15 protein-coding genes are annotated in these 17224 nt (G+C 47.0%); 7 read left to right on the top strand and 8 right to left on the bottom strand.

The genetic code is table 11. From position 1 onward, the window contains the following. Positions 1-40: 40 nt before the first annotated feature. The 3 genes from waaO to OGV94_RS22815 all read left to right on the top strand — a co-directional run bounded on the left by waaO (position 41) and on the right by OGV94_RS22815 (position 3309). Entirely contained in the window at positions 41-1051 is a 1011-nt protein-coding gene (waaO, locus tag OGV94_RS22825) for a lipopolysaccharide 3-alpha-galactosyltransferase (RefSeq protein WP_140389866.1), read from the top strand. Positions 1052-1141: 90 nt separating this feature from the next. Next, on the top strand, positions 1142-2155 hold the full coding sequence (locus tag OGV94_RS22820; RefSeq protein ID WP_043018736.1) for a glycosyltransferase family 8 protein: 1014 nt from the start codon (positions 1142-1144) through the stop codon (positions 2153-2155). 11 nt (positions 2156-2166) lie between these two features. Continuing rightward, on the top strand, positions 2167-3309 hold the full coding sequence (locus tag OGV94_RS22815) for a lipopolysaccharide N-acetylglucosaminyltransferase (RefSeq protein ID WP_075145476.1): 1143 nt from the start codon (positions 2167-2169) through the stop codon (positions 3307-3309). A 35-nt stretch (positions 3310-3344) separates the two neighbouring features. Here the strand turns inward: OGV94_RS22815 and rfaL are convergent, their stop codons facing one another. Genes rfaL through rfaD form a run of 4 tightly spaced genes read right to left on the bottom strand, consistent with a single transcriptional unit; the run spans position 3345 to position 7540 of the window. Continuing rightward, positions 3345-4553, bottom strand: coding sequence for an O-antigen ligase RfaL (gene rfaL, locus OGV94_RS22810; protein ID WP_286524546.1), 1209 nt, complete (start codon positions 4551-4553; stop codon positions 3345-3347). Continuing rightward, a complete protein-coding gene (gene rfaC / locus OGV94_RS22805) occupies positions 4553-5545 on the bottom strand; it encodes a lipopolysaccharide heptosyltransferase RfaC (protein ID WP_043018734.1) in 993 nt (330 codons plus the stop codon). The genes rfaL and rfaC overlap by 1 nt, the downstream gene beginning before the upstream one ends. A 3-nt stretch (positions 5546-5548) precedes the next feature. Next, complete coding sequence (gene rfaF, locus OGV94_RS22800) at positions 5549-6595, bottom strand: ADP-heptose--LPS heptosyltransferase RfaF (protein ID WP_043018733.1); 1047 nt, start codon at positions 6593-6595, stop codon at positions 5549-5551. Positions 6596-6607: 12 nt separating this feature from the next. Next, a complete protein-coding gene (rfaD, locus tag OGV94_RS22795; RefSeq protein ID WP_043018732.1) occupies positions 6608-7540 on the bottom strand; it encodes an ADP-glyceromanno-heptose 6-epimerase in 933 nt (310 codons plus the stop codon). 278 nt (positions 7541-7818) lie between these two features. On the opposite strand from rfaD, the gene yibB reads away from it, so the two are divergent. The 3 genes from yibB (at position 7819) to tdh (ending at position 11187) form a co-directional block, all read left to right on the top strand. Beyond that, complete coding sequence (gene yibB, locus OGV94_RS22790) at positions 7819-8676, top strand: protein YibB (RefSeq protein WP_199995074.1); 858 nt, start codon at positions 7819-7821, stop codon at positions 8674-8676. Positions 8677-8955: 279 nt separating this feature from the next. Beyond that, entirely contained in the window at positions 8956-10152 is a 1197-nt protein-coding gene (gene kbl / locus OGV94_RS22785; RefSeq protein WP_043018731.1) for a glycine C-acetyltransferase, read from the top strand. Positions 10153-10161: 9 nt separating this feature from the next. Beyond that, complete coding sequence (gene tdh, locus OGV94_RS22780; protein ID WP_003024132.1) at positions 10162-11187, top strand: L-threonine 3-dehydrogenase; 1026 nt, start codon at positions 10162-10164, stop codon at positions 11185-11187. Positions 11188-11254: 67 nt separating this feature from the next. Here the strand turns inward: tdh and rfaY are convergent, their stop codons facing one another. Beyond that, the gene (rfaY, locus tag OGV94_RS22775) at positions 11255-11941 is read right to left on the bottom strand and encodes a lipopolysaccharide core heptose(II) kinase RfaY (protein ID WP_043018730.1); all 687 of its coding nucleotides are present in this window, start codon (positions 11939-11941) and stop codon (positions 11255-11257) included. 244 nt (positions 11942-12185) lie between these two features. Here rfaY and OGV94_RS22770 point away from each other — a divergent pair, with 244 nt between their 5' ends. Beyond that, a complete protein-coding gene (locus OGV94_RS22770) occupies positions 12186-13220 on the top strand; it encodes a glycosyltransferase (RefSeq protein WP_043018729.1) in 1035 nt (344 codons plus the stop codon). Here OGV94_RS22770 and OGV94_RS22765 read toward each other — a convergent pair. From OGV94_RS22765 to gpmM, 3 genes are read right to left on the bottom strand one after another with little or no spacing between them, the layout of a single operon-like run. Further along, entirely contained in the window at positions 13207-14178 is a 972-nt protein-coding gene (locus OGV94_RS22765; RefSeq protein WP_087050752.1) for a divergent polysaccharide deacetylase family protein, read from the bottom strand. The genes OGV94_RS22770 and OGV94_RS22765 overlap by 14 nt on opposite strands. A gap of 3 nt (positions 14179-14181) precedes the next feature. After that, positions 14182-15441 carry a murein hydrolase activator EnvC gene (gene envC / locus OGV94_RS22760; protein ID WP_230586371.1) on the bottom strand — a complete coding sequence of 420 codons (1260 nt, stop codon included), beginning with the start codon at positions 15439-15441 and terminating at the stop codon, positions 14182-14184. A gap of 33 nt (positions 15442-15474) precedes the next feature. Then, positions 15475-17019, bottom strand: a complete 1545-nt coding sequence (gene gpmM / locus OGV94_RS22755) for a 2,3-bisphosphoglycerate-independent phosphoglycerate mutase (protein WP_043018843.1) — start codon at positions 17017-17019, stop codon at positions 15475-15477. Positions 17020-17224: the final 205 nt, after the last annotated feature.

Here is a 17224-nt window from a genome sequence, read left to right as displayed (position 1 = left end):
TGAGAACGTGGTCTATTTCTCAAAAATTGGTAAGAGTCAAATGTCTCAATTTAGTGATAAAGAAGTTATCCTTTCTGTTTTTGAGTACGATTTTCGGGAAAATACTTCTGCAGAGTGTTTTAATATCGGTTATGGTATTGACAGGAATTTTTTATTTGGCTGCGGCGTTTCAATAGCCTCTATATTATTGTCGAATAAAAAAATCGATTTCACATTTCATATATTTACTGATTATTTCGATGAGAGTGATAAAGCCAGATTCTCCGATCTGGCTAAACAATATCAATCCTGTATCAAAGTCTACCTAATTGATTGCAATAAATTAAAAGACTTACCTAGTACCAAAAATTGGACTTATGCAACATACTTCCGTTTTGTTATTGCAGATTATTTCTATAATAAGGTAGATAAATTATTATACCTTGATGCTGATATTGCTTGCCAGGGTTGTGTACGAGAACTGGTCGATTATAAGTTTTCCGCAGATGAGATCGCTGTCGTTGTAACGGAAAGAGATTCCGAATGGTGGCATAATCGTTCTGTAACTCTGGCCACTCCAGAATTAACTGCCGGATACTTTAATGCTGGATTCTTACTTATCAATATCAACGCATGGCACAGTAATAATATCTCTTCCCGAGCCATCGAAATGTTGCGTATTCCAGAATGGGTGGAAAGAATAACTCATCTTGATCAAGATGTCCTTAATGTGTTGTTAGCCGGAAAAGTAACTTTTATCAATGGTAAATACAATACTCGCTTTAGCATTAATTATGAACTGAAAGATAAAGTAGTCAACCCTGTTAATAATGAAACTGTCTTCATTCATTATGTAGGACCGACTAAACCCTGGCATGAGTGGTCCAACTATCCGGTATCGAAGAGTTTTTTAGTTGCGAAAGAGGCCTCGCCCTGGCATTCAGTCGCGCTTCTCAAACCGACCAATAGTAACCAATTCAGATATTGTGCAAAGCATAAATTTAAACAAGGGTTATACGTTCAGGGACTGTATAGCTACTTTAATTATTATCTGACCAAGTTGAAAGGTTAACTGCTGGTTAAGTGCATTACTAAAATCATCCATAACTATGCAGAACTTGGCCGCTGAAAAATATAGCTGAAATAATTAAAGGTAATTAAATTGGACTTCAAAAGGTTAACTAACTTCAAAGATATCATTGAGTTAGACAGACGTGTTACTCCATGTGATGATCGTGACACTTTTAATATTTCATGGGGGATCGATAAAAATTACCAAACTGGTGCGGCAATCTCTATTGCATCTATCCTTGAAAATAATAAAGAGAGTAATATTAATTTTACCTTTCATATTATTGCGGATTATTTAGACCAAGATTATATTGCACTTTTGACACAGTTAGCAGAACAGTATAAAACAGTTATTAAGCTATATCATATTGATTCTGAACCGTTGGTGTCACTGCCTAAAACAAATATATGGCCAGTGTCAATATACTATCGCTTGCTTTCATTTGATTACTTTTCTGAACGATTAGATCGACTGCTATATCTAGATGCTGATATTACGTGTAAAGGCTCTTTAGAGGATCTTGCCGCTCTGAAATTTGATGGGGAATATGGTGCGGTCGTAGTAGATGTTGATTCCATGCAGGCTAAAAGCGCAGAACGTTTACATAACCCTGAGTTTAAAGGCAACTACTTTAACTCGGGGGTCATGTATATAAACTTGCAACAATGGCTTAACTCTAGTTTGACGAAGAGATTTTTTGAACTATTGTCAGATGAAAATATAGTTTCCAAAGTAAAATATCCTGATCAAGATATTTTAAATATTATGTTTTTGCATCATGCGGTATTATTACCGAGAAAATTTAACTCAATTTACTCATTGAAGTCTGAGTTTGAAATTAAAAATAAAAATCATTATAAATCAGTGATTAATGAAGAGACAGTATTTATTCATTATACTGGTGTAACAAAACCATGGCACGAGTGGGCTGATTATTCCTCAGCACAGTTTTTCCGCACAGTATATGAGAAGTCACCATGGAAGAATCAGCCTTATCAAGTTGCAAAACAAAAACATGAATATAGAGAAAAATATAAGCATCTTCTTTATCAAAATAAAATAATTCCAGGCCTGATCGCAGCAATTAAATATAAGACAATGTGAAGGTGATCTTTATGATTGATAAAATCATATTTACTGTAACCCCTATTTATTCTATTCCACCACGTGGTGCCGCAGCAGTTGAGACCTGGATGTATCAGGTTGCACAGAGAACTCAATTCCCTAATCGTATTGTCTGCATAAGGAATGAAGGATATTCTGATTATTCTTACGTAAACGAACGATGCAGTATTCATCGCATTGGATTTAGTCCGTTATATAAGCGTATTTTCCAAAAGTGGACCCGACTGGATCCGGTACCTTATTCAAAGCGCATACTGAAAGTTGCTGAAAAGTTTGAGATAACCGATCAAAGTGTGATTGTTGTCCATAACAGTATGAAGCTATATCGACAAATTCGCTCGCGAGCTCCTCAGGCAAGAGTTGTGATTCATATGCATAATGCTTTTGAACCTAAGTTGCTCGATCAAAAAGTTAAGATGATCGTACCAAGTTTGTTTTTGAAGAATTATTATCAATCTTATCTTCCTGAAGCTGATATTGTTATTGTACCTAATGGTATTGACCTGGATATCTATCAATCGTCCTATGAATCCATATCAAAGAGTAAATTAAATATTTCCCCAGAAAGCAAGGTGGTATTTTTTGCTGGACGCATAGTACCTGATAAAGGTGTTCTCTTGCTTCTGCAGGCTTTTGAAAAGCTGCAACATGAAAACAAAAATCTGAAGCTTGTGGTCGTTGGTGATCACATGGAAGTAAGTAAGAATGATAAAGGTGATTATCAGCGCGAAGTGCGGGAGATAGCCGAGCGTCTCAAGCCACATTGCATTATGTTGGGTAGTATCTCTCCCGAGAAAATGCACTATTACTATCCACTGGCAGACATAGTAGTGATTCCTTCGCAGTTTCAGGAGCCATTTTGTATGGTGGCAATTGAGGCTATGGGAGCCGGGAGGCCTGTATTAGTCAGCACTCGAGGCGGCATGATTGAGTTTGTTAAAGATAAGATTACAGGCTATCACTTAACAGAGCCGATGACTGCAGACACTATTGCTGAGGATATCACCAGGGTCATGCTGGAAAGTGATTTACCGGATACGGCCCAACGAGGGCAGCAATACGTCTTTAAAAACTATAGCTGGTCTGCTGTTACGCAACGTTTTGAAGAGGTTATTTGTAACTGGTTCGAGTGATAAAAAGGCTACATAAAGTAGCCTTTTTTAATGATTTATTTATTCTTCAGGGCTAACAGTAACCCAGCAAAAATACCCAACAGATCTAATTCAATCTGCTCAACGTTACCGCGAATAATAAAATAACCGACAAATGAAAGTAAAATTATCATATAAGCATTGTATGGGGAGTGATAATTCTCCCTAAATGCATGCGTGACGCACTCTCTCACAATGCTTGTGTACACCAGTATTAATCCCAGAAGTCCAAGCAACCCTGTACCAAACCAGACAAAGAGAATAAGGTTGTGTGGCCCAATTGACTCACGGAATGTCCAGTTTGGATAATCAACAACACGCTTGTTGTACACTATCTTATAAGCATTGTTACCAAAGCCATAGCCTATAACCGGGTTTTCAAGGATTAGGTCAAACGCACTTCCTTGGGTACCATTAGTATAGCGGTATGAGCTGTCAGTTTGCTGTAATTTAACTGTCAGGTTTTCTGACATATCTTTGTGTGAAAAAATAACTGTCAGAGCAACAATGGCGACGAGTACTCCAACAAGACACAATCGCCATTGTTTATAAATAACTATCCATGTAAGAGCGATGATAAATACCGATAACCAAGCGCCACGGGACAATGTTCCGAGAATTAGAAAGGTATAAATTGCCCCTAGCGTCAGGAATAATATACGGTATTTTGCTGATTTAAGTAACCAGAGATTCAGAAGCGCGGGAAATAAAAATACCATTGCGTCTGAAATTCCGCGATGTTGATAATTAGTAAAAGGCATGATTCCTTGCTGATAGTCCTGATAATAAAGGACAAGTTCTGAAAGGCATCGCAAACTAAGAGCTGTAAGGAACGAGAAGAATATCAACTTCGAAATGGTTTCTTTGCTTTCTTCTCTTAATAATACAGGGATCGCAATGGTGCATAATAAAACATTTTCAACAACAGAGTTGTTTATCTCTTTCAGGCTGGCTTTTAGTTCAGGAGTGAACATTAAAGAGACGAAAGTAGCGATTACAAGAAATAATACACTTGAAAAAATAAATGTTTTAAAAGTTGAAATGTAATGACGAGGATTATTGCATAAATAGACTATCGTAGTGATTGTCATCAGTATGACAATCAAATGTTTATAACGTGTAATATCACCTAAGAAATAGGTGGCGATAAAAAGAAATACAAGTCCTCTATTCCAGTTTACCTTCCAGTTTTTTTTCTCATTTAAAAAAAACTTTGTTAGAGCCATCATTTCTCCGACACCGGCAGACAATTATTCAAAAATTCACAATTAATTGATCTAAATACGGTCGAAGAATGCAAGTCTGAAAGGTTTTCACTTCCTGAGCGACATACCACTTGATTCTTCCCATACCCACCAATCAATCCTGGGTCCGTTGGACCGTACAACGTAATATTAGGGCGATCCAGCGCAGCGGTTAAATGGCTCAGGCCTGTATCAACCGACACCACAAATTTTGCCCCCGCCAATACGCGAGCGACCTCTTCAAGAGTCATCCGTGGAAGAACATCAACATAAGAAAAACCATCCGCCAGCCTAAGGGCCCGTGCTTCTTCATGGGGAGCACCCCAGGGCAGTTTAATACGTATGCCAGCGTTATTTAACAGGCCAATTAGCTCCCGCCAGTTGGCTTCTGGCCAGTGTTTATCATCACGCGTCGTGGCATGCAGAAATACGGCATACTGTCCTGTCTCAGCATTACGTTCTTTCAGAAAATGCTGAGCGATAGCGTAATCACCCTGCGACTGCGGTTTAGCATATCCCAGACTTTTGGCGAACAGCTCACGCGTACGTTCTACCGCATGCTGCTGCCGGGCAATGTGATGTTTGCGATTATAAAACAGGCTAGCCAAGGGTTCGCGTGCCGTGCTCCAGTCCATACCATGCTTGATGCCACGCGCCAGACGCGTAACCAACGCTGCGCTTTTAACCAAACCCTGCGCATCAATTATCGCGTCATACTGGCGTAAACGCACCGCATCGCGAAAGGCTTTACGCTCGGCTTTAATCGGCGCTGAAAACCAGGCTTTACGCCAACGACGAATCGCCACTGGGATCACGCGGTCAACGGCCGCATGCCAGGATGGGATCTGCGCGAAGCCCTCTTCCACTACCCAATCAAATTGAATATCCGGCATGACCTGCTGCGCGTCAGTTAATGCAGGTAACGTATGCAGTACATCGCCCATAGACGATGTTTTAACGATCAGTACCCGCATCCGTCAGGCTTCCTCTTGTAACAACAGGTCGTTGAGCTCTTCCAGTACGCGCTGGGGGGTAATGTCAATCAGGCTCTGATGATAGCCTTCTGCCGCATCGCCCTTGCGTACTTTGTGATAACCCGTAATCAGGCGAATCACGCGCGCCTTGTGTGAAAGAGGCGGAGTGAAATCCGGGCTGCTGGGGCCGTATAATGCGACCAATGGGCGGTTTAGCGCGGCGGCAACGTGCATTAATCCAGAGTCGTTGGTGACCACCGCTTTGCAGGCTGCGAGAAGGATGACGGCCTGCTCCAGCTGTGTTTCGCCCGCCAGATTACGGCACCATGCCTGCTGTTCAACGCTCAGCGTCGCCAGGATCTCATTTCCGGCCTCATGGTCTTTTGCCGAGCCAAACAGCACAATCTGATGGCCCTCATCGATCAATTGCTTCGCCAGTTCTGCATAGTGGTAATGTGGCCATCGTTTTGCAGGGCCAAATTCCGCGCCAGGGCAAAAGCCGATGATGGGGCGTTCGGCAGAGAGGGAAAACTGACTACAGGTCAGTGATTTCTCGCCTTCGCTGACCTGCAACTGCGGCCATAGCAGAGGCTGCGGCAAATCTTTGGCCGTCAGCATCACGCCTTTATCATAAGCCAGGGCCACATAGCGCTCGACCATCAACGGCCATGCGTCTTTATCCAGCACGCGCGCATCGTTTAGCAGACCGTAGCGCATTTCGCCACGCCAACCGGTACGATGGGGAATGCCAGCAAAGAACGGCACCAGAGCTGATTTAAACGAGTTAGGCAGCACATAGGCGCGGTCATAGCGCTTTTCACGCAGGCTGTGACCGAGTTTACGGCGTTCGCCGATCTCCAGCGCGCCATGACCCAGCGGCATGGCAATGGCTTCGTTGACTTCAGGCATGCGCGACAGCAGCGGACGGCACCACGCAGGTGCCATCACGTCGATTATCGCCTGGGGATAGCGCGCCTTAAGCGTGCGATAGAGACTTTGCGACATCATCATGTCGCCCACCCAGGACGGGCCCACCACCAGAATCCTCATTGATTGCCTGCCTTACGCGTCGCGGTTCAGCCAGGCCATATATTCCGTGACGCCTTCGGCGACGGTTTTAAACGGCTTGTCATAGCCCGCTGCGCGCAGGTTAGTCAGATCGGCCTGAGTAAATGCCTGGTAGCGACCTTTCAGTTTTTCCGGGAATGGGATGTACTCAATGCTGCCTTTGTTGTGATACGCAAGCGTAGCATCGGCAACGGCCTGGAAAGATTCCGCACGACCGGTACCGAGGTTAAAGATGCCGGAAACCCCGTTTTCCAGGAACCACAGGTTTACCGCAGCCACATCGCCGACATAAACGAAATCACGTTTGAAGTTTTCACTGCCTTCGAACAGTTTTGGTGTTTCGCCATTGTTGAGCTGGGTATTGAGGTGGAAGGCGACGCTCGCCATGCTGCCTTTATGGCCTTCACGTGGTCCGTAGACGTTGAAATAGCGGAAGCCAACAATCTGAGAGTTCGCTTCTGGCAGGATCTGACGAACGTACTCGTCGAACAGGAATTTTGAGTAACCGTAGACGTTCAGCGGCTTCTCATATTCACGGGATTCGATGAAATCAGAAGTGCGACCGCCATAAGTGGCGGCAGAAGACGCGTACAGGAACGGGATTTCACGCTCCAGGCAGTAGTGCAGCAGCTCTTTGGAGTATTGATAGTTGTTATCCATCATATACTTGCCGTCCCACTCGGTGGTGGAAGAGCATGCGCCTTCGTGGAAAATCGCTTCGATATCGCCGAAATCTTCCCCGGCCATAATCTGGATCAGGAAGTCTTCCTTGTCCATGTAGTCAGCAATATTCAGATCCACCAGGTTAACAAACTTGGTGCCGTCTTTCAGGTTGTCCACCACCAGGATGTCGGTGATGCCTTTATCATTCAGGGACTTAACGATGTTGCTGCCGATAAAGCCCGCGCCGCCGGTAACGATGATCATAAATGTAACCTTCGAATTATGGAGTCAGAGACAATCTCAGACACTAATGTTTGTAATCATACCATCACATCGGCATCCCTTCAGCCTCTTAAGTAAGATGGCGATTCGGCAGACGGTCTATAAACACTTGCATAAGAATGCTTATTTAATGGTTATTATCTGTATTGAATTATTCTTAAATGTATTGCGGTTTTTTAATAACCACCCATGTATATTATATGTACAAAAACAAAAGCTATGTGATATAATATTTTTTTTATTAATGGTTTGATATGGCTATGAAATCATCTACCACTATTGTTACAGCATATTTTGATATCGGTAGGGGGGAGTGGACTGTTAATAAAGGCTTCCGTGAAAAACTATCCCGATCTTCTGATGTCTATTTTGATTACTTCAAGCGGTTAGCCGCTTTAGAAAACGATATGGTTATTTTTACTTCGCCTGAGTTTGAAGCCAGAATTGCGGAAATACGCAAAGGTAAGCCCACAAAAATTATAGCTATAGATTTAGATAATAAATTCAAACATATTAAAAATAAAATTAGACAAATCCAGCAGGATGATGCCTTTAAGAGTAAGTTAGAAACTCGACAGCTTGGTAACCCTGAATACTGGTCTCCAGAATATGTGTTGATCACTAATTTAAAAGCATATTTTGTAGCTAAAGCTATTAATTTAGGCTTAGTTAATACTCCGATGGTTGCGTGGATCGACTTCGGGTATTGTCGTAAACCTCAGGTCACTGGCGGTTTAAAGGTATGGGATTTCCCATTTGATCGTAATAAAATGCATCTCTTTACGATTAAAAAAGGCTTGGTTGTGTCATCAATAAAGCAAGTGTTTGACTTTATGATTGGGAATCATATTTATATTATCGGTGGCGCTATTGTTGGCTCTCAGGAAAAATGGAAAGAGTTTTATTCATTAGTCACTGAATGCCAAAAAGAGACCCTCAGAAATAATATTGTTGATGATGATCAGGGTATTTTTGTTATGTGTTATTACAAACGCCCTGCGCTATTAATGCTTAATTACCTTGGTCGTGGCAAATGGTTCGATCTGTTCCGTGTTTATCGGCGAACCGCGTTAGGTGCAAAACTCCAGGCACTACGAATTTTTCTGACCCGAAAGTAGTGGTTCGAATGGGATCTAAGGGTTACCTGAGCAGATAGAATGCTGTGAAGGCATTCTTCTGTTATTGATGCTGTTTTTTCACCTCAATCAATAAAGCTCTTCTAAATCAAGTGGTTGTGAATTATCCCTCCTAATAAAGATACACGGCAGCATCACTGATTAGCCATGTGGATATACGTGATTTATGCTTCATTTTGAAGAAGTAGTGATGCGTCATCTCGTATCAACGTATAGCTTTGGGTAATATGTGCTGAAATTTGCCCAGTCTGGAGAATTGAAATGCGTGGGGATTTTTACAAACAGTTAACCAACGATCTCGACACCGCACGTGCGGAAGGATTGTTTAAAGAAGAGCGCATTATTACGTCTGCCCAGCAGGCGGATATCACCGTGGCGGACGGAAGCCACGTTATTAACTTTTGTGCGAACAACTATCTGGGGCTGGCTAACCACCCGGAGCTGATTGCAGCGGCAAAAGCGGGCATGGATTCTCACGGATTTGGTATGGCTTCGGTCCGCTTTATTTGCGGTACCCAGGACAGCCATAAGCAACTGGAGCAAAAACTGGCGGCATTCCTCGGTATGGAAGATGCCATCCTTTACTCTTCCTGCTTTGACGCCAACGGCGGCCTGTTCGAAACGCTGCTGGGCGCCGAAGATGCGATCATTTCAGATGCGCTAAACCACGCGTCTATCATTGACGGCGTTCGCTTGTGTAAAGCAAAGCGTTTCCGTTATGCCAACAACGACATGGTCGAGCTGGAAGCGCGCCTGAAAGAAGCACGTGAAGCGGGCGCCCGTCATATTCTGATCGCCACCGATGGCGTGTTCTCTATGGATGGCGTTATCGCTAACCTGAAAGGCGTTTGTGACCTGGCGGATAAATACGACGCGCTGGTCATGGTTGATGATTCTCATGCGGTCGGCTTTGTCGGCGAAAACGGTCGTGGCTCCCATGAATACTGTGATGTGATGGGCCGTGTGGACATCATCACCGGTACGCTGGGTAAAGCGCTCGGTGGCGCATCCGGCGGTTACACCGCAGCGCGCAAAGAGGTTGTTGAGTGGCTGCGTCAGCGTTCCCGTCCGTACCTGTTCTCCAACTCACTGGCTCCGGCGATTGTTGCAGCCTCCATTAAAGTGCTGGAGATGGTCGAGGCTGGCAACGAGCTGCGCGATCGCCTGTGGGCGAACGCACGTCAGTTCCGTGAGCAAATGTCTGCCGCAGGCTTTACGTTAGCGGGTGCGGATCACGCGATTATCCCGGTCATGTTGGGTGATGCGGTTGTGGCGCAGGCGTTCGCCCGTGAACTGCAAAAAGAGGGGATTTACGTTACCGGATTCTTCTATCCGGTGGTTCCAAAAGGCCAGGCGCGTATTCGTACCCAGATGTCTGCGGCGCATACCCCTGAGCAGATCACGCGTGCTGTTGAGGCCTTCACACGCATTGGTAAACAACTGGGCGTTATTGCCTGAGGATGTGAAATGAAAGCGTTATCCAAACTGAAAGCGGAAGAGGGCATTTGGATGACCGACGTTCCTGAACCGGAAGTCGGCCATAACGATTTGCTGATTAAAATCCGTAAAACAGCCATCTGCGGGACTGACGTTCACATTTATAACTGGGATGAATGGTCGCAAAAAACCATCCCGGTACCGATGGTCGTTGGGCATGAATATGTCGGCGAAGTTGTTGGCATCGGCCAGGAAGTTAAAGGCTTTAAAATCGGCGATCGCGTTTCAGGCGAAGGTCATATCACCTGCGGGCATTGCCGTAACTGCCGCGGTGGGCGTACTCACCTGTGCCGCAATACGACCGGTGTCGGCGTAAATCGTCCTGGCTGCTTTGCAGAGTACCTGGTGATCCCGGCATTTAACGCGTTTAAAATTCCGGACAACATCTCCGACGACCTGGCGTCTATTTTCGATCCGTTCGGTAATGCGGTGCACACGGCGCTGTCGTTTGATCTGGTTGGGGAAGATGTGCTGGTTTCCGGTGCGGGTCCAATCGGAATTATGGCAGCAGCGGTCGCGAAGCACGTTGGCGCACGCCACGTGGTGATTACCGATGTTAATGAGTATCGCCTTGAGTTGGCGCGTAAAATGGGCATCACTCGCGCGGTCAACGTCTCGAAAGAGAATCTGACTGACGTGATGGCTGAACTGGGTATGACCGAAGGGTTTGATGTAGGTCTGGAGATGTCCGGTGCGCCGCCAGCGTTTCGCGCCATGCTGGACACTATGAACCACGGTGGGCGCATTGCTATGCTGGGTATTCCGCCATCTGACATGTCAATCGACTGGACGAAAGTTATCTTTAAGGGGCTGTTTATTAAAGGTATCTACGGTCGTGAGATGTTTGAGACCTGGTACAAAATGGCTGCACTGATTCAGTCTGGTCTGGATTTGTCGCCAATCATCACCCATCGATTCTCCATCGATGAATTCCAGCAGGGCTTTGACGCGATGCGTTCAGGCCAGTCAGGGAAAGTGATCCTGAGTTGGGATTGAAGGCTCGATTTGTATTAAATGTTACCAACGGCCAGATTATTTGATCTGGCCGTATACATAATAAATGCTATTTACCACGAAGCTTTCTGGATAAAGATCTTGTCGCTTCTTTGAGGCAGATGAGCTTATACACTAACCCTTTCCCTTTGATTTTAATATTATATTTTCGCTGCAACGCTAAAATGTCATTAGCCTGACAAATCTTCATGTTTCCCTTACAAGATAAGTCGATAATTCTTAATTCACCGCCTGGCGTACGAATGAAGTTTCCTGGGTGGATATCATTAGATGCCAACCCGGCTTTGTGAAGGCGCAGAACGCACTGCTTCACTTCATCGGCATTCTTAGGGCTAATTTCTTTTAAAGGAGTACCTTCAATATATTCATGAATAATATAAACATCATGACACTGACGAAGGCGCACTTTCTCTGCAGCGTAGTAGAGATCGGCTGTACAGGCGCGCATTTCCGGGGAGAGCTTGTCCAGCTTCTTGATGAGCCTGGAATAGAAGGGACCGGAGATAAAATTCTGCATTTTTTTCTCGAATCGAGGATCAACTTCACGGTCGTTTTTGATGATAAATTTTTGTGAGTTGTACTCGACCAGTTCCACGCTGCGCATAGCGTTACCACTGCTCAACGGTTTGCCACTGATTTCTTTATTTATATACTTACTCATCAGTGACTTAAGGTCTATATTGGTCTCTTTACAATAGACCGTATAACCTTTTTCATGTGTCTTACTGATGGCCATCACTTTCCTCAATATCAGTGTACATAATGCGTTAATTTATAGCGATATAGTATACAGGTTGCGCCCCTCAATATGTAGACGATCTGAGCTTTCACTGCCCGCTGAACTCAGGTTTCGCATAGCATTTTCTCATACTGGCTGCTTTCGCCGCGCCGCTTCTGGCGATAAATCGTTCCAGGCTTAATAATTCCTTAATGAAACTGTAGTAAAAGTCATCAGTGTACTAACAAACCAGGGTTAGCTGATGAGAAACAGCACAAATATGTTGAGTGTTATTATTCCGTTGTATAACGCGGGTGATAGTTTTCGGGATTGCATGGAATCTTTGATCGCACAGACATGGAGTGCGATAGAGATCATTATTGTCGATGATGGCTCAACGGATAACTCTGTTGATATTGCAAGACAGTATGCTGATAACTATCCCCATGTTCGGTTGTTGCATCAGGCTAACGCTGGGGCATCTGTTGCGCGTAATCGTGGTCTGGCAGCGGCCAGAGGGGATTATGTTGCATTTGTCGATGCTGATGACCTGGTTTATCCCAATATGTATGAAACCCTGATGACCATGGCACTTCAGGATGACCTGGATCTGGCGCAGTGCAATTCTGACTGGTGCATTTTCGAAACGGGGGACACCTGGCAATCAATACCGACGGACCGTTTGCGGTCTACGGGTGTATTGACCGGCCCTGACTGGTTACGTATGGCATTGGCTTCACGCCGTTGGACACATGTGGTCTGGATGGGGGTTTACCGCAGGGATGTTATCGAGAAAAATAAGATATCGTTTGTTCCTGGGTTGCATCATCAGGATATTGTATGGACGACGGAGTTTATGTTTAACGCCAAACGTGTACGATATACCGAACAATCTTTATATAAATACTTCTTACATGATCAATCAGTTAGCCGTCTTAAAAGACAAGGCTTAAAAAATCTCAATTACCAACGACACTATATTAAAATTACACGGTTATTGGATAAGTTGAATCGTGAATATGCTGGACGGATTACTCTTTATCCGGAATTTCATCAGCAAATAACCTATGAAGCTTTGCGCGTTTGTCACGCAGTACGCAAAGAACCGGATGTTCATATTCGTCAGCGTATGATTGCAGAGATTTTTGTCTCGGGTATGTATAAACGCATGATTACTAATGTACGCAGCGCCAAAGTTATGTACCAGGCGCTGCTATGGTCATTCCGTCTCTGGAAATGGCGAGATAAAACATCGTCGCCTTCTCGTATTACACGTAAAACGCTTAATCTACGTTAGCGTTCATAGTGCCGGGAGAGGATGTATTTCCCCAGCCCTGCCACTGCAGCTTCATGTACTGCACCAGCGTGCTTTGGGTGATGCTTTCACCGAGCACGCTGAAGAAGCGGCTGGCGTAAACCGGCTCTAACGGCTGTTTCGGTTTGCATAATTTCACCCCGCGGAAAGGATTACGCGGTGCGTCAGGCGTACCGTTTTTTGGCGGAGTGAGGTTTGGTCTGGACGTATCCACCTGTGGTTCATTGAGCAGGCTGCTTGGGCGAACCAGCGTGATGTCGGCTGGCAGGCTATAAAGCATCTGCTGCAGGACGCGAACCGTAGACGGGTGAGGGTGGCCAATGGCAATTGCCGAGCCGTTGCGACGCGCAAGTTCGACGGCACGATTAAACTGACGGCGAATATCGGCTTCGTTTTGCGTGTCGTCCAGGAAGACTTTGCGTTTAATGACCTTCACACCGGTCCCTGACGCTGCGCGCATGGCCTGACTGTTGCCGATGGTCATGCTGTCGAGGAAGTAGAGGTCGTATCGTTCCAGCGCCTGCATCACCTTCTGCATGCCAAACAGGCTGGAGGTCATCGCGCTGCCCATATGGTTGTTCAGACCGACCGCATTCGGTACTTTGCTTACCGCATCGCGAATAATTCGCTCAATCTCTTCGCTGCTCATTTCCGGGCGTAAAGTGTCTTTCTCTAACGGCTGTTTGCTCAGTGGCGCCATCGGTAGATGGATCAGGACTTCATGTCCGCTGTTATGGGCCTTGGTTGCCATTTCCCGCGCATGCGGAGCATTAGGCAAAACGGCAACGGAGATGGTGGAAGGCATCGCCAGTACCTGATTTTCAGTGTGTGGACGATAGCCGAAATCATCAATGACGATGGCGAGTTTGCCAGCAAAAACAGGTGTTGCGAAGGCCAGCAGGCTGGCGAGAGAGAGTAATAGACGACGAAATTGAGGCAAAACTTATCTTCCCAACCACGGCTGTGGATTGACCGCCTGACCCTGGCGACGAATTTCGAAATAGAGCGCCGGTCTGCCCTGACCGCCGCTGCTACCCACAAGTGCAATAGGCTGCCCGGCGCGAACCTGCGTACCGACGCTGACCAGTGCGCTCTGGTTATAACCGTACAGGCTCATATCGCCTTTACCGTGCTCAACGACGACGACCAGGCCATAGCCCTGCAGCCAGTCCGCCAGAATGACGCGACCATCGGCAATGGCTTTAACTTCGGTGCCTTCGGATGCGCCAATAACCATCCCCTTCCAACGTAGCTCACCCTGCAGCTGTTCGCCATAACGATGTAACGTTGGACCACGAACGGGCCAGAATGCCTGGCCACGTGGTGAACCCAAACCGCCGGTACGCGACATCAGTGATTTTTCACTTTCGGTTGGCTTATAGGTTGAGCCTTTCCGTGAGGCATCCTGCTGCTTATCGCGTACGGCCTGCGCCTCGCGGGCTTCACGTTCCGCGCGTGCTTTGGCTGCGGCTTCGGCGCGAGCAATGCTGTTACGCAGGCGCGATTCGTTGGCGCGCATTTCGCCCAATTGCTGTTGACCCTGTTGAATCGATGACTCCAGACCCGAGAGCGTCTTCTGGCGTTCATTACGCGCCTGCTCCAGCTTAGCCTGCTGAGCACGCTGCTCGTACAACAGAGTCTGCTGTTCGCTCTGCTTATCTTCCAGCTCGGCTTTTTGCGAGTCGACCTCTTCGCGGGTTTGTTTCAGCTGCGCGATGGTTTCCTGTCGCGCCTGGTTCAGATAGCCGAAATAGGCCTGCAGGCGTTGCCCACGCTGGCTTTCTTCACCGCTAAGAATGAGCTGAATGCCGGTATGTTCGCCCTGGCGAAATGCAGCGTCGAGTTGGGCTGCCAGGCTGCGTTCTTGCGCGGCCCGCTGTTTTTCCAGCTTCGCAAGGGCGGCATTCATCTCTGCAATTTGCGCGTTCAGCTGCGCCAGTGAGTTTTGCGTTTCGCGCAGTTGCCTGGCGGCAACGGCAATGGCCTGTTCCTGCGCTTTAAGCTGAGCGAGGAGGGTGGCGCGTTGTTGTTGCTGTTGGCGTACCGCGCGTTCTTTTGCCGCGATATCGGCCTGAATAGATTTGAGCTGGTCGCGTTCGTCCGCGTGGGCGGAAAAGGCGCACAGCAATACGCCAGCGCTAAGCGCGCTGGCGTAGAACAAGGGCCTGACTGAAAGCTTGCGCAGCTTCACGGCCCGAGTGATGGTATTAATCGCCTTTCCCCTCATGGGGAGGGATTATTCCACGATGAACAGCGGCTTACCAGTCATCTCTTGCGGGATTTCCATACCCATCAGCGTCAGCATCGTCGGGGCGATATCAGAAAGTTTGCCGCCTTCGACTGCTTTGACGTTTTTACCACCGACATAAATCAGCGGAACGGGCAGGTTGGTGTGCGCTGTATGTGCCTGACCGGTGGACGGATCGCGCATTTGCTCTGCGTTACCGTGGTCCGCGGTGATCAGCAACTGGCCGCCAACGGATTCAACCGCTTTAGTCACCTGCTCAACACAATGATCCAGCGCTTCAACCGCTTTAACCGCTGCTTCCATCACCCCGGTGTGGCCAACCATGTCGCCGTTCGGGTAGTTACAAATGATGGTGTCGTATTTTCCGCTCTCAATCGCAGCAACCAGTTTTTCGGTCAGCTCTGCAGAGCTCATTTCCGGCTGCAGATCGTAGGTCGCGACTTTCGGCGAGTTGATCAGGATGCGGTCTTCGCCTTTGAACGGTTCTTCTACGCCGCCGTTGAAGAAGAAGGTCACGTGCGCATATTTTTCGGTTTCGGAAATACGCAGCTGCGTTTTGTCGTTCTTCGCCATCCACTCGCCAAGGGTATTGGCCAGAGACGCTGGTGGGTAAGCTACCGCAGTTTTGATGTCGGCCGCGTATTCGGTCAGCATTACAAAGTTGAGGTTAACGACTTTCTTACGGGCGAAGCCGTCGAAGTCAGCGTTAACAAACGCACGGGTAATTTCACGCGCACGGTCAGCACGGAAGTTCATGAAAATCAGCGTATCGCCGTCTTCCATGGCGGCTTCAGCCTGGCCTTCAGCACGGATCACGGTCGCTTTCACGAATTCGTCGTTTTCGTCGCGGGCATAAGCAGCCTGCAGGCCTTCAACCGCCGTAGCGAACTGGAACTCGCCTTTTGCCAGCGTCATCAGGTCATAAGCCTGTTCAACGCGATCCCAACGGTTGTCGCGGTCCATAGCGTAGTAACGACCAATGATGGACGCTACGCGGCCTTTGCCCAACGCGGCAAATTTCTCTTCGAATTTCTGCAGGGAATGTTCAGCGCTGCGCGGCGGGGTGTCACGGCCATCAAGGAAAGCGTGCAGATAGATTTTCTCAGCGCCACGTTCAGCGGCCATTTCTACCATCGCCATGATGTGATCTTCGTGGCTGTGAACGCCGCCAGCAGAGAGCAGACCCATGATGTGTACCGCTTTGCCGCTATTTTTTGCCTGGTCGACCGCATTGGTCAGCACCGGGTTAGCGAAGAAAGTACGCTCTTTAATTTCAACATCCAGACGGGTCAGGTCCTGATACACGATGCGGCCAGCGCCCAGGTTGACGTGGCCCACTTCGGAGTTGCCCATCTGGCGATCGGGCAGGCCGACTTCCAGGCCAGACGCATCAATCAGGGTATGCGGACGTTTTGCCCACAGGGCATCCATTACCGGGGTTTTGGCATTAAAGATGGCGTTATCCTGGCTGTCTTCACGATAACCGTAGCCATCCAGAATCACCAGTACCATAGGTTTTTTAGAAACCGACATTGCGACAACCTCACACTTAATAGATAAAAAATAATTGCGTAATTTTACTACAGCTGAATCGATAAAGTAGCCCCAGAAGATCAAATAATCGACCAGAGCGCGCCGCAGAGGGCGCGGATTTACGTTTTTTTTTCCGTAGCGCCCCGCAAAAATGCAATCCAATGCACGCTCTGGCTGTATTTGCGCCAACGCGCAGGTATACTCC

Source organism: Citrobacter sp. Ce006, from assembly GCF_030336535.1.
GTDB lineage: Bacteria > Pseudomonadota > Gammaproteobacteria > Enterobacterales > Enterobacteriaceae > Citrobacter > Citrobacter europaeus.
Note: the sequence above shows the minus strand (reverse complement) of the source record. Positions and strands in the feature narration are given on the sequence as shown.

Coding starts and splice junctions, on each gene's coding strand:
- OGV94_RS22770 (WP_043018729.1), top strand. CDS start 12,186: ATGAGAAACAGCACAAATATGTTGAGTGTTATTATTCCGTTGTATAAC.
- rfaF (WP_043018733.1), bottom strand. CDS start 6,595: ATGAGGATTCTGGTGGTGGGCCCGTCCTGGGTGGGCGACATGATGATG.
- rfaC (WP_043018734.1), bottom strand. CDS start 5,545: ATGCGGGTACTGATCGTTAAAACATCGTCTATGGGCGATGTACTGCAT.
- rfaD (WP_043018732.1), bottom strand. CDS start 7,540: ATGATCATCGTTACCGGCGGCGCGGGCTTTATCGGCAGCAACATCGTT.
- rfaY (WP_043018730.1), bottom strand. CDS start 11,941: ATGGCCATCAGTAAGACACATGAAAAAGGTTATACGGTCTATTGTAAA.
- gpmM (WP_043018843.1), bottom strand. CDS start 17,019: ATGTCGGTTTCTAAAAAACCTATGGTACTGGTGATTCTGGATGGCTAC.
- waaO (WP_140389866.1), top strand. CDS start 41: ATGTCTCAATTTAGTGATAAAGAAGTTATCCTTTCTGTTTTTGAGTAC.
- tdh (WP_003024132.1), top strand. CDS start 10,162: ATGAAAGCGTTATCCAAACTGAAAGCGGAAGAGGGCATTTGGATGACC.
- OGV94_RS22815 (WP_075145476.1), top strand. CDS start 2,167: ATGATTGATAAAATCATATTTACTGTAACCCCTATTTATTCTATTCCA.
- yibB (WP_199995074.1), top strand. CDS start 7,819: ATGAAATCATCTACCACTATTGTTACAGCATATTTTGATATCGGTAGG.
- rfaL (WP_286524546.1), bottom strand. CDS start 4,553: ATGGCTCTAACAAAGTTTTTTTTAAATGAGAAAAAAAACTGGAAGGTA.
- kbl (WP_043018731.1), top strand. CDS start 8,956: ATGCGTGGGGATTTTTACAAACAGTTAACCAACGATCTCGACACCGCA.